At 47.7% G+C, this 12,999-nt stretch carries 9 protein-coding genes; 8 read left to right on the top strand and 1 reads right to left on the bottom strand.

The window, feature by feature from the left end; genetic code table 11:
• Positions 1-42 precede the first annotated feature (42 nt).
• The 7 genes from ACMGGH_RS17100 (at position 43) to ACMGGH_RS17070 (ending at position 11,909) form a co-directional block, all read left to right on the top strand.
• Positions 43-1,413 carry a sucrose-specific PTS transporter subunit IIBC gene (locus ACMGGH_RS17100; protein ID WP_063942435.1) on the top strand — a complete coding sequence of 457 codons (1,371 nt, stop codon included), beginning with the start codon at positions 43-45 and terminating at the stop codon, positions 1,411-1,413.
• Positions 1,413-2,819 carry a sucrose-6-phosphate hydrolase gene (locus tag ACMGGH_RS17095; protein WP_232948275.1) on the top strand — a complete coding sequence of 469 codons (1,407 nt, stop codon included), beginning with the start codon at positions 1,413-1,415 and terminating at the stop codon, positions 2,817-2,819. Before ACMGGH_RS17100 ends, ACMGGH_RS17095 begins: the two co-directional genes overlap by 1 nt.
• Before the next feature lie 28 nt (positions 2,820-2,847).
• Positions 2,848-3,864: a LacI family DNA-binding transcriptional regulator gene (locus ACMGGH_RS17090; protein ID WP_047368592.1), complete on the top strand. Its 1,017-nt coding sequence runs from the start codon at positions 2,848-2,850 to the stop codon at positions 3,862-3,864.
• An 89-nt stretch (positions 3,865-3,953) separates the two neighbouring features.
• On the top strand, positions 3,954-5,504 hold the full coding sequence (locus ACMGGH_RS17085) for a methyl-accepting chemotaxis protein (protein WP_420299183.1): 1,551 nt from the start codon (positions 3,954-3,956) through the stop codon (positions 5,502-5,504).
• Between the two features lie 459 nt (positions 5,505-5,963).
• Positions 5,964-6,743 carry a hypothetical protein gene (locus tag ACMGGH_RS17080; protein ID WP_232948273.1) on the top strand — a complete coding sequence of 260 codons (780 nt, stop codon included), beginning with the start codon at positions 5,964-5,966 and terminating at the stop codon, positions 6,741-6,743.
• A gap of 839 nt (positions 6,744-7,582) precedes the next feature.
• Positions 7,583-10,201, top strand: a complete 2,619-nt coding sequence (locus tag ACMGGH_RS17075) for a TrlF family AAA-like ATPase (protein ID WP_232948272.1) — start codon at positions 7,583-7,585, stop codon at positions 10,199-10,201.
• 718 nt (positions 10,202-10,919) lie between these two features.
• Positions 10,920-11,909 (top strand): hypothetical protein, encoded by a 990-nt coding sequence (locus ACMGGH_RS17070; protein ID WP_136343294.1) that lies wholly within the window; start codon positions 10,920-10,922, stop codon positions 11,907-11,909.
• A 259-nt stretch (positions 11,910-12,168) separates the two neighbouring features.
• Here the strand turns inward: ACMGGH_RS17070 and ACMGGH_RS17065 are convergent, their stop codons facing one another.
• Complete coding sequence (locus tag ACMGGH_RS17065) at positions 12,169-12,438, bottom strand: hypothetical protein (RefSeq protein ID WP_136343293.1); 270 nt, start codon at positions 12,436-12,438, stop codon at positions 12,169-12,171.
• A gap of 137 nt (positions 12,439-12,575) precedes the next feature.
• On the opposite strand from ACMGGH_RS17065, the gene ACMGGH_RS17060 reads away from it, so the two are divergent.
• Positions 12,576-12,995 (top strand): hypothetical protein, encoded by a 420-nt coding sequence (locus ACMGGH_RS17060; RefSeq protein ID WP_232948271.1) that lies wholly within the window; start codon positions 12,576-12,578, stop codon positions 12,993-12,995.
• The last annotated feature ends 4 nt before the right edge of the window (positions 12,996-12,999 follow it).

Here is a 12,999-nt window from a genome sequence, read left to right as displayed (position 1 = left end):
GGCGTTTCGCACATCATAAAAAGAAGTCAGGCAGAGGTATCTATGGATGTTAATCAAATCGCCCGCGAGCTTATTCCGCTGCTGGGCGGCAAGGAAAATATCGCCAGCGCTGCGCACTGCGCTACGCGTCTTCGTCTGGTGCTGGTCGATGACGCGCTTGCCGATCGGCAGGCGATTGGCAAGGTCGAGGGCGTGAAGGGCTGTTTTCATAACGCCGGGCAGATGCAGGTCATTTTCGGCACGGGCGTGGTGAATAAGGTCTACGCCGCGTTTATTCAGGTGGCGGGGATTAGCGAGTCCAGCAAGTCTGAAGCGGCGGATATCGCGGCGCGCAAGCTGAACCCGTTCCAGCGCATTGCGCGTTTGCTTTCCAATATCTTTGTCCCGATCATTCCCGCGATTGTGGCGTCCGGCCTGCTGATGGGCCTGCTCGGCATGGTGAAAACCTACGGCTGGGTCAATGCGGATAACGCCCTCTACATCATGCTGGACATGTGCAGCTCGGCGGCGTTTATCATTCTGCCAATCCTGATCGGCTTTACCGCGGCGCGGGAATTTGGCGGGAACCCGTATCTGGGCGCGACGCTGGGCGGCATTCTGACCCACCCGGCGCTGACTAACGCCTGGGGCGTGGCCTCCGGCTTCCACACCATGAACTTCTTCGGCCTTGAGATCGCGATGATTGGCTACCAGGGCACGGTATTTCCGGTGCTGCTGGCCGTCTGGTTTATGAGCATCGTCGAGAAAAACCTGCGCCGCGCGATCCCGGACGCCCTGGATCTGATTTTGACGCCGTTCCTTACCGTCGTTATCTCTGGCTTCATCGCCTTGCTGATTATCGGCCCGGCAGGGCGCGCGCTGGGCGACGGCATATCCTTTATTCTGAGCACGCTGATTGAACACGCGGGCTGGCTGGCCGGGCTGCTGTTCGGTGGGCTGTACTCGGTGATTGTGATCACCGGTATTCACCACAGCTTCCACGCGATTGAAGCCGGACTGCTGGGTAACCCGTCGATTGGCGTGAACTTCCTCCTGCCGATCTGGGCCATGGCGAACGTGGCGCAGGGCGGCGCCTGTCTGGCGGTGTGGTTCAAAACCAAAGACGCGAAAATCAAAGCCATTACCTTACCGTCGGCGTTTTCTGCGATGCTGGGCATTACCGAAGCGGCCATTTTTGGTATCAACCTGCGCTTCGTGAAGCCGTTTATCGCGGCGCTGATCGGCGGCGCGGCGGGCGGAGCCTGGGTGGTGTCAGTGCATGTCTACATGACCGCCGTCGGGCTGACCGCCATTCCGGGCATGGCTATCGTTCAGGCCAGCTCGCTCCTTAACTATATTATCGGCATGGTGATTGCCTTCGGCGTGGCGTTTACCGTCTCGCTGCTGCTGAAATATAAAACGGACTCTGAATAATGACGCAACTTTCCCGCTGGCCTGCGATCCTGCAGGCCGTTATGAAAGAGCAACCGCGGGCGCTGGCGGATAGCCATTATCCGCAGTGGCACCCCGCGCCGGTGACGGGGCTGATGAACGACCCGAACGGGTTTATCTGGTTTGCCGGACGCTACCACCTGTTTTATCAGTGGAACCCGCTGGCCTGCGAGCATCGCTTTAAATGCTGGGGGCACTGGAGCTCTGCTGACCTGGTGCACTGGCAGCATGAGCCGCTGGCGCTGATGCCCGACGAAGAGTATGACCGCAACGGCTGCTACTCCGGTAGCGCCGTGGACAACCACGGCGTTCTCACGCTGTGCTACACCGGCAACGTTAAGTTTGATGACGGCAGCCGCACCGCCTGGCAGTGCCTCGCCGTGGAGCAGCCGGACGGAACCTTTACGAAGCTGGGGCCGGTGCTGGCGCTGCCGGAAGGCTACACCGGCCACGTGCGTGACCCGAAGGTATGGCAGCACGACGGGGAGTGGTACATGGTGCTGGGTGCGCAGGATGTGCAAAAGCGCGGCAAGGTGCTGCTGTTTAAATCAGCCGATTTGCATGCCTGGACGTCCTGCGGGGAGATCGCTGGTCACGGCGTCAACGGCCTGACGGAAGCGGGGTATATGTGGGAGTGCCCGGATCTGTTCGCCCTCGACGGAACGCACGTCCTGATCTGCTGCCCGCAGGGGCTGGCGCGCGAGCCGCATCGCTACCTCAATACCTATCCGGCCAACTGGATGAGCGGGGCATTTGACTATGCCAGCGCCGCATTCGATCACGGCGAGCTGCACGAGCTGGACGCGGGCTTTGAGTTCTACGCCCCGCAAACCACGTTAGCAGAAGACGGACGCCGCATTCTGATCGGCTGGATGGGCGTACCGGACGGGGAAGAGATGCTTCAGCCAACCCGGGCGTACGGCTGGATGCACCAGATGACCTGCCCGCGCGAACTCCGCTATCGCGACGGCAGGCTCTGGCAGACCCCGGCGCGCGAGCTGGCGGCGCTGCGTGAAGATGAGCAGCGCTGGCAGGGGCGCGCCAGCGAGGCGCCGGAACTGGACGCGACGCGCCTGGAGTTTGAGCTGGGCGCGTCGCAGGTGAATGTCGATTTCGCAGGCGCGCTGCGCCTCACGGTCGATGAGCAGGGTTTACGCCTTGAACGCGCGAGCCTGAAAACCGGTGAAACATTGACCCGCTACTGGCAGGGTGAGGTTCGTCATTTACGCGTTCTGTGCGACCGCTCCAGCGTCGAAATTTTCATCAACCACGGTGAAGGGGTGATGAGCAGCCGCTATTTTCCTGACCATCCGGCCCGGGTGCGATTCGAAGGTGCGTCCGACATCACATTACGCTACTGGTCGCTGCGCGCCTGCATGATAGAATGAGGGTTTTGGCAGCCGGATCTAAGTCGTTGTGAGAAAAACAAAACGCGTCACCATAAAAGACATCGCGGAGCTGGCGGGTGTGTCAAAAGCCACCGCCAGCCTCGTCCTGAACGGGCGCAGCAAAGAGCTTCGCGTGGCGGAAGAGACGCGCGAGCGCGTGCTGGCGATTGCAAAAGAGCACCACTATCAGCCCAGCATTCACGCCCGCTCGCTGCGCGATAACCGCAGCCACACCATTGGTCTTGTCGTTCCCGAGATCACTAACTACGGTTTCGCCGTCTTTTCTCACGAGCTGGAGACGCTGTGCCGCGAGGCCGGCGTTCAGCTGCTTATCTCCTGCAGCGATGAAAATCCGGGGCAGGAGACGGTGGTGGTGAACAATATGGTGGCGCGTCAGGTGGACGGGCTGATTGTGGCCTCCAGCATGCTGAACGATGCGGACTACCTGAAGCTCAGCGAGCAGCTGCCCGTTGTGCTTTTTGACCGGCACATGAACGACAGCGCGCTGCCGCTGGTGATCACCGACTCCATTTCCCCGACAGCGGCGCTGGTAGCGGACATTGCGCGCCAGCATCCGAATGAATTCTACTTCCTCGGCGGCCAGCCGCGCCTGTCTCCGACGCGCGACCGTCTGGACGGTTTTAAGCAAGGTCTGCGAGAGGCCGGCGTGGAGCTGCGCCCCGAGTGGATCATTCACGGTAACTATCACCCGAGCTCCGGGTACGAGATGTTTGCTGAACTCTGCGCCCGCCTGGGGCGTCCGCCAAAAGCGCTTTTCACCGCCGCCTGCGGGCTGCTGGAAGGGGTGCTGCGCTATATGGGCCAGCATAACCTGTTGCAAAGCGATATCAGATTAGCCAGCTTTGACGATCACTATCTCTACGATTCACTGACGATCCCGGTGGATACCATTCGTCAGGACAACCGTCAGCTGGCGTGGCACTGCTTTGATCTGATTGGCAAATTGATCGAAGGGGAGACGCCGCAGCCATTGCAGCGCAAGCTGGATGCCACCCTGCAGCGGCGCTATAAGTCAGCGGTATAGCCCCAGGCGATACATCAATAACTTTAATTAATTTAAGTTTTGGAAGCGCCGATAACCATAAGGAATAATTCTCCTTGAGGTATTGGTTTATGTCGTTGAAAAAGTCGTCCCTGATTGTCCTGTTCTCGCTGCTTTTGTTCTTTATCGTCAGCACCGTGACGAGCGTTGGCCTCATCATTAAAAGTAATAACTCGCTGGATAACGTCAACAAAGAGATCCAGGTGGTGCTGTCCATTATTGACCCCATCAACCACAGCCGTACGCTGCGCGTGCGGGTGATGGAGTACGTGAAGATGGTGGAAGCGGGCAACGTGGCGGACGAGTCTGCAAAGCTTGCCGCAGTGAAAGAGGCGCTGACCAAAGCGGACAATGCCTTTGCGGCGTTTATGGCGTCGCCGCGTCTGACGGATGAAGCACCGATGGTGAGTGCCTATCAGGACGCCTGGCAAAACTACCGCAACCAGGGGCTGGCGCCGCTGATCGATGCCGCTGCGGCGCACGATGTCGCCAAATTTGACGCGCTGATCCCGGAAGTTTCCCGTCTCGATCGTCAGTACGAAATCGTGCTCGACCAGGTGCTTTCAGTCCACCAGAAATACGCTAAAAGCCTGAACGAGGATGCGAGCAGCAATTTCGTCTCCGGCCTGGTGATGATTGCCGTTATTGCCTGCCTGTTTGTGGTGGTGATCGTTGCAGTCAGCATCTTCATGAAGCGCTTTGTCTTTGCCCCGGTCAACCTGGCGCGCGAGCACTGCAGCCAGATTGCAGCGGGCAAGCTGGACATTCCGGTGCCAGTGAAGGGGAGTTCAAGCAACGAAATCGACCACCTGATGGGCTCGATGGAGCAGATGCGTCATGCACTGCTGGCGACCATCGCCCAGGTGCGCAATGCGAGCCATACCGTGACGCACGCGGCGCAGGAGATTGCCGCCGGGAATATCGATCTGGCTTCGCGTACCGAGCAGCAGGCTTCCGCGTTGACCCAGACGGCGGCTAGCATGGAGGAGCTGAGCGCGACGGTGGCGAACAATACCGATAATGTCTATCAGGCCGGAAAACTGGTGCAGGACGCGGTGAAAAATGCCCACACCGGCGAAGCGGTGACCCGCGAAGTGATCGACACGATGAACACCATCGAGGCAAACTCGAAGCGCATCGAAGACATTACCAGCGTGATTAACAGCATCGCATTCCAGACAAACATCCTGGCGCTGAACGCGGCGGTTGAAGCGGCACGCGCCGGTACGCAGGGCCGCGGTTTTGCAGTGGTGGCCAGCGAAGTGCGCACTCTGGCGCAGAAAAGCGCCGTGGCGGCTAAAGACATCGAGAGCCTGATTGCGCAGTCGGTCTCCAGCGTCAAAAACGGTGCGGAGCTGGTGAGCCGCTCGGGCGAGGTGATTGACGCGATTATTTCGTCGGTGAATAAGGTGAATACGCTGATGGAGCAAATCTCCGTCGCCTCCGAAGAGCAGAGCCGCGGGATCGGCCAGGTCGGGCAGGCGGTGACCGAGATGGATGGCGTCACCCAGCAGAACGCCGCGCTGGTGCAGCAGTCCGCGGCGGCAGCGGCCTCGCTGGAAGAGCAGGCGCAGCAGCTTTCGCGGAGTATTGCGAGTTTTAGGTTGCCGGTGCAGGCTTGATTTTAGGGAGAGGCTCCGTAGGGGGGGCCTTTTCTGTGGCGGGTGTAATAAGACAGTAGCGCCGATAAGGTTTCACGTTTACTAATAGCAGTAGAAGCCAAAAAAGCGGCTAAAGTAAGCTAGACGTCGTGAAGGTGCTTAACGGCGCGTTAAAATCTGGTGTACCGCGTAAAGAATTAACGGTAAAGAAGTATTACGTCGCTGAAAACCAGCGAACTAGCGCATTCAGCTTAGGTGACTAAAGCCAAAAGGGAGCACGTCGCAAAAATTCGGTTTCATTTAGCTCTGGAGAGCATTATCCCGGAACGATGGGAGCTCAACGTGCTGACACGTAGGCAACGGTGATTTGAGGTCATAAAATTCCGTTTTACCTCGGCGGCGAACTGAAATGCCCTACTGGTATAGGGCTTCTTAAATAGCTAGAATCGATGCATTTAAAAAATGAATATGTGGGGTTATATGAATGTGGTTCAGTCACTTAAAAAATTTGAAGAAAAAAGAACTCCTGATGATGGAAGGATTAGTTTAAATTATGAGAATGCAATACATTATGACATGTATTCTGTTTATATAGTTGATAATGCAGGAGAGCAATATCTCTTTGATCGTTATATTGACGCTCAAGTGCACGCTAGGCGATGGGACAGTAATGAAAACGTATTCAGTATAAAATCGACACTAAATCCTGGTGAGCTTTCTTTGGATTCTTTTTCTGGGATTTATTATTATCATGCGCATGAGTTAATTTTTAATTCGTTGTCGGAGTTGAGTTGGTTTTCTGAATGGAAATTTAGACTCAAATCTGATTTGGCAAACAAACAGTTTAGCAGGGAAAAGTATCTTTATAGACAACGTAAACAAGACATCACGGATGTAATGAATGTTTTGAGTGTGGTGGTAAGAATCTACCGAGAACAACAAGGGGAGAATCATTTTAGTGAGTGGGTAATAATGAACGATGTCGCAGGGAAATTATGGATTTATCATGATGATAGAACAAGAATGCAAAAAGATCTTCGCCTATGTCTGGATTCCCTTGTACAAAGTGGTAACTTAATTAAATTTGATAATGGATATAAGCCAACAGGTAAAGCACTTACCACACTTTCAGAGATAAACAGGGATGAACTGCGCTACAAAGCTAATGCGGTCAGTCAAAAAAGAATGCTCTATGCTACAGTGCTTTCTGCCATTGCTGCCGCTGGCAGTGCTTACGCCGCTTTCAAGGGAATGAAGTAACATCATTGGTTTACTGAATTCAAATTATCATTTTTCAATTTTATTTGATTGCATCGTTATATAAGATCGCATATTTTTTTGCAGCATTCGCCAGTCAGCACCAGCGCTGAAGCATTTCGGGACTCTTGATGCACCTGCATCAAAGGCGAGCCATTTAGCGCGCAGGCGAGACGGGGATAACACTTCGCATCAGACGTGTTGAAAGGATTTATTTTGTGCGTCTGTATGCGGCGTGTTGATGTGATGAGAGTTCGGTCATAATGTTGGCACTTTTGCGTCGCTTGTGCGGCAAGTGGCTTACTCTGAGGATATGCCGCCCTAAGGCGGAATTTAGGTGGGGGAAGTCTCTCTCGATGCAGTAAGCCTTAAAAATGAATTACCTCAATTCCTAACCACCTACACGGTTGCACGTGCGCCGGTCATTGTTTACTACGTCTGTACGAAAATGACAGGAAAAACTCGATGGAGAAAACAATCAGCTTGCGCAAGGCATTAACCTGTACATGCTTAAAGATAACCCAAATCCTTTCAGTCAAGATGTTACCTATCTTGACTGATATTTTTTAGGATTAAAATCAGCTTCTTGCTAAAAAGTTTGTCATAACGGATTTCAGTAAAAAGGATTTTACGCCAAATTGGCATGAATTGGTATGGTAGTATCCCTGTGGCGCGTAAATCAAATGAAATCGTAAATGTCAGCCTTATTATTGGGAGCTTAAGTGAAATTTGGTAGGGTTTGAGAAGTACGACAAGCTGTTATGGGAATAATGGAATGCAAGTGTAATCAAAATTCGTTATAGTGAGACTTGCTAATCTAACTACTAGAGGGATTTTCGAATATGGCATACGGTGCCCATTTCCATAGAGGTGATTTACATATACATAGCTTTGGCGACGGAGGTTCATACGATGTTAACGATGAACAAATGACCCCAGGGAATATTATTGCTAAAGCGATTGAGAAAAATTTAACTATAATAAGCATCACTGACCACAATAATATCAAGAACTCAATGGATGCTGTAAAATTAGCTTCAGATACTCAATTGCTAGTAATTCCTGGGATTGAGGTCTCAACAACTCAAGGTCATTTATTAGTTTACTTTCCTACAAATCAAGATTTAGAGCGTTTTTATGGTAAGTTATCTTTTGACGCGGCAAGGAAATTTTGCTTTCAGGGTGTATATGATTGTTTAGAGATTGCAGCTAAATATAATGGCATCGGTGTTCTGGCTCATATTGAAGTTGATTCAGGATTCGAAAAGACAATTGGTAAGTTTAACGAGATATTTGATGCTGCTTTTCAACATCCTGCTATTCTGGCATTGGAAATAAAAAACCATAGTTCAGTAAATTACTACACTGAATATGATGAATCATCCGATAGAAAAAATGCCATGAGAAAAAGGAATGATAATCTTAAATTCCCTAGCAACTATAAAATAGCTAAAATTATGTCGTCAGATGCTCACTCAATGAATGCTTTTGGTAAAAATGCAGCAGGGGCAGACAGGTTAACAAGATTCAAAATGGATGAATTGAGTTTTGATAGTCTTAGAATTGCATTGCTTAGCCATGACTCAAGAGTAAGACTGGAAGATGAAATTCCGTTAGCTATACCAAGGTTTAAAGAGTTTAAGGCTAAAGGTGGCATTCTTGATGGAATGCATTTTGAATTTAGAAATAATATGAACTGTATTATTGGTGGGAGAGGTACTGGCAAATCTACTTTAATTACAGCTATTCAAGAGGCATCTAATAATTCGGTCAATACGACTAATATTCAAAAAAGTAATGTCTGGCCAGATAAAATAGAACTTAAGTATGAAAATGAAGCAGGGCAGGAGTTTAACTGCGTATTAGAACATGGGAAACTGGAATGCTTCAATGAGCAGGGTGAGTTAACAGAGGCTGTCATTCCCATAGAAGCGTATTCACAAGGATTTACTACATTTACCAATAATTCAAATCGTGATGAAAAAGATGAGAGATTATTAGATTTTTTTGACGGCTTTACAAGTGTAGAACATTTAAAGAAGGATGATGAGTCGAAAATTACTCAGCTTATAACGAATTTCGGACATTACGAACGATTAACAAATGAAATTTCTCAAAAAACAGAGATTGAAAAAGAGTTAGCACACCAAATTAGTAAGAAAGAAGCTTACGAGAAACAAAACATAGGTGAGCTTATGAAATTGCATTCTGGCTTGATTGAAGAGGAAGCTCTAAGGTCCGACCTAGAACTCTCCCTAAAAGATCTTAAAACAAAGTACGAGTTGGTACTTTCAGATAAAGCTGAGCTTAAAGACTTACTTTCGATTGATCCTGCCAAAGTGCATGTAGGTAAAGAACACATAACCAATGTTATTGACATAATCCAGTCTTTTTCAGATGTGGTCGATCACTATCAGCAAGAATTGAATAGAGAGTTAACAGGGAAATTAGATCTGCTACGTAGTGAGTTTGTAGAATGGCGCAAGAAAGAGAAAGGTGCCAAAGATAATATTGAAACAATCAAGAAAAAATTGGATGAAGACAAGATTCCTTATGACGAGGCAAAATTTGTTAAACTTTCTAATGATATAACAAGCTTACAACGTCGTAGTAAAGAAATTGAGCGAGCAGAAAAACAGTTCAATGAAATTAAGTCGGAGCGTATAGAGTTATTAAAAGCAAGGAATGTAATTAATTCCAGTATTCATACTAAAAGGTTAGGTTTTTGTACTAGGATAAATAGAGACCTTTCCGGCTCCGTGGACGGACTTTATGTTCATGCAAAAATAGGTTCTGGGTATTTATCTAAGGATTTTTCATCGTTTATTAAAAAGGTCATGAACTGGCATAGGTGGACTAATAGCGATAAGATTGCTAATGCTATTTCACCTCTAACTTTTTATCAACAAATGAGGTTTAAAAAATACGATTTCTTGGTCAATCTGGAGTTCGAACAGTTTGAAATAGTAGAGATCGCGCAGAAGTTCAGTGGTTTAATTTTGGAAAGAGTTATTTCCATTCCTTTTCAAGAAAGACCAGAATTAACTGTGACGCGCCATGATAAAGAAAATGGCAATGCGATAGTGAAGGATATCAGTGAGCTGAGTTTGGGCCAGCAGCAGTCCGTAATGCTATCAATACTTATTCAATCTGAAAGTTGTTTACCTCTTATTATTGATCAACCAGAGGACAATCTTGATTCTGAGTTTATTTTCAATAGTGTTGTTGCTAACCTTAGGAAATGTAAGGAAAGACGCCAAATAATAGTTGTTACTCATAACTCTAATATTGGAGTTTTAGGTGATGCCGAATTGGTTATTCCATTGATAGGCTCAAATGATAAATCTTCTATCTCTAGTCTGGGTTCAATAGACAATAGTAAAACACAAGAGCACTGCTGTGAAATACTAGAGGGCGGTAAAAGAGCATTTACCACCCGCAAAGAAATCTATAGGATTTGAGATTGCCTATAAAGCACATTGTCTTTTGAGTTAGATGAAATAGACTTGTGCATATATGATAATTTAAAGTCGTTTAATGCCGGAATACCTCCGTTCAATTGCCGCTGAATTTACCCGGCGGCATATCTTCCCCATAAAGAGTTTAATTTCACTACGGGAAATCGCACGCGCGATCCGCAACCTAATGCACACCAGCATTGTGACGGTGATCGACATCAACCTCGCGAGGGGCTATGTCGTGTCTGGGGAATATACGCCGGTTGCTCGCGAGTGTGGTGTGCTCCGTCTTTTGGTGAGCAGGCATTATGCGGCGAGCTCCATACAGCTTTTGTGCTGTTGGACACTTTCTCTGACGACGATCCCGTACTATCGGCAACAACAGCGTCACATTAAATTCTGACGGTTCTGATAATCTAAATCCTCCTCAGGGAAAATCCACTGCACCTAACTGTTTCAGGCCAGCAACAAATGTATTGATTATAAATTTAAACGTAGTCATTTCAATAGTAATGAGACATATCACCAACAAAATCAAGTGGTTATTAATTTTTTATTTGTTTCTCCTATATTTTCGAAGAATTAGTAGATGAAAAACGGTCTACTAATGAGGTATACTTTAACCACCCAAGAGAGGTTTAAATCTCAAAGTGGTTTTAAATTTTTAATTAACCCGTTTGATACTTTACGGTGTGAGTTACTACACAAGGATTTTATTACTATGAAAAGAGAATTCGTTACAGAATTTAGTATTGGGTATTTAAATAGCTTCACGGCCATGTTAACGGCGCACCAACTCTTAAATGGTGGAGAAATCTCAACTGAGCAGGCCGATGCTATTTCAGAGTGTCACATATATGCAATAACAGCTAGACCTGCCCCATATTTTAAAGAAGGCTCATTAAAGCATGACGGTAAATTCTTGTCGGGCATTGTATGTTATAGGGTTGAAGGTGTTGAGAAGGAAATAGAATTTAAGGATTATACTTGGATATTGGATCCAAGCGCTGTTTCTATAAGCTGTAAATACCCTTTTAAAGAAGTGGTCAGTCTTGACAAGGATGGTTCTGAGTGCACTTATGTTCCAGCCAGTGCACTTGGTACACTTTTATTAGATGATGGAAAGGGAAGTAAATCGGATCTCGACAATTATGAAGTTTTATACATTGGTCAAGCATTTGGTAACGAGGGTAACAGGACCGCTATAGAAAGGTTAAGGAGCCATTCAACTTTACAGAAAATACTTGCGAAGACATCATATGATTATCCAGATAAAGAAATAATGATATTTATGTATGAATTTAAAAATGATAATATGTTTACTTCTATGGATGGAAGAGCTCATGATGCCGATAAGTCAGATAAAAACGAAGAGAGACTATTCAATGCAATAAAAAACCCACCAAATAAAAGACAGAAGATTGCATTGATTGAAGCTGGATTAATAAGATATTTTCGACCGCCTTATAACGAAATTTATAAAATTAAATTCCCTTCTACTAAGCACAAGATTTTAAATTCTTGCTATAATTTAGATATGTCGGGATACGTTGTAGAGCTGACATGTGAGGATTTAGATTATAAGCTTTATTCTACAACGGTAAAGTCTAGCTATCATCACATTGCTCAAATTGATTTATTCAACGCAATTAATAGATCATCATTCTTTAGCCCAACTGAGTTTAAAGTTTCCCCTGACGTGATTGGATAATCATTGAAGCAATTCTAATAATTTGTCTTTTTGTTGAGCAAATTCAAGCTTGCATCTATAAGCCCTACATTAGTAGGGCTTTTGTGTTGCGATGTGGTCAACTTGTGGGTGTTAGCTTAAATTAATTATTTAATTTTATTTAGTTGAAGCTTTTGAAAAATTTCTAAAGGAACCTATTATACAGTTAATCCGCAAATTTTTCTTTGTGGTTTCCCCATTAGGTCAGCTTGAAGGACTACTAGAACGTAAACATTTATTTTCAATACCATTTGTTGTATTTCACATAAATAACAGAAATAGCAATCACCCAAACTATGCTGAGTAAAGCATCATGCCCCGGCACAAACCGTACAAATAGATATATCCCAATTACAATGAGCAACGCAGGAACTAGGTAAAAAAACGATTTCAAAAGCCATAACATCGCTTGCTTCATTTCCGCAGTATCTCGTACAAAGCGTCGCTTATCTGCTATTGCATTGGTTAAGCGAATTCTTCGTACGAAATGATTTGCTTTCGAGCGACTCACAGCACTCGCCAGCCGGTACCGCTATAAGTCCAAAACCGATAGCACAAAAATTTTTCATTCCCCCAGCAATATTTCCCTCCCTCATCCGTCTACCTCATCACAAGCCATAATCAGTTACTGTAAACGAGGTAAACACCATGAAAGATTTTGAAATGCAAGGCAGAGGTCACGGGCGCGGATTTGGTCGCCACCGTATGGGCAAGGGCTTAGTCATCGGCGCGGTGATTTTCATCGTGCTCGGCCTGCTGGTAATGTCCCTGTGGAATGCCTTGCTTCCGGCGATCCTTGGCGTGAAGGCCATCGGATTCTGGCAGGCGCTGGGCATTCTGGTGCTGAGCCGCATTCTGTTCGGCGGGTTAGGTTTCCGCCCGGGGATGTTTGGCGCGCACCGCCGGATGCACGAGCGCTGGATGAACATGACGCCCGAGCAGCGCGAGGCGTTTATTCAGCAGCGTCGCGAAGGCTTTGGTCGTCACGGTCGAGGTCACTGCGGCTGGCACGGCCATCGTGACGATAAGCGCGATGACGCCGCGCCCAAAACCTCGGAAGCAGAGTGAGCGA

Origin of the sequence: Enterobacter sp. BNK-16 (genome assembly GCF_048684955.1) — a bacterium.
Classification (GTDB): Bacteria; Pseudomonadota; Gammaproteobacteria; order Enterobacterales; family Enterobacteriaceae; genus Enterobacter; species Enterobacter bugandensis.
The sequence above is the reverse complement of the archived record's forward strand: the minus strand, read 5'-3'. Positions and strand labels throughout refer to the sequence as shown.

Coding starts and splice junctions, on each gene's coding strand:
- ACMGGH_RS17060 (WP_232948271.1), top strand. CDS start 12,576: ATGAAAGATTTTGAAATGCAAGGCAGAGGTCACGGGCGCGGATTTGGT.
- ACMGGH_RS17070 (WP_136343294.1), top strand. CDS start 10,920: ATGAAAAGAGAATTCGTTACAGAATTTAGTATTGGGTATTTAAATAGC.
- ACMGGH_RS17100 (WP_063942435.1), top strand. CDS start 43: ATGGATGTTAATCAAATCGCCCGCGAGCTTATTCCGCTGCTGGGCGGC.
- ACMGGH_RS17080 (WP_232948273.1), top strand. CDS start 5,964: ATGAATGTGGTTCAGTCACTTAAAAAATTTGAAGAAAAAAGAACTCCT.
- ACMGGH_RS17095 (WP_232948275.1), top strand. CDS start 1,413: ATGACGCAACTTTCCCGCTGGCCTGCGATCCTGCAGGCCGTTATGAAA.
- ACMGGH_RS17085 (WP_420299183.1), top strand. CDS start 3,954: ATGTCGTTGAAAAAGTCGTCCCTGATTGTCCTGTTCTCGCTGCTTTTG.
- ACMGGH_RS17075 (WP_232948272.1), top strand. CDS start 7,583: ATGGCATACGGTGCCCATTTCCATAGAGGTGATTTACATATACATAGC.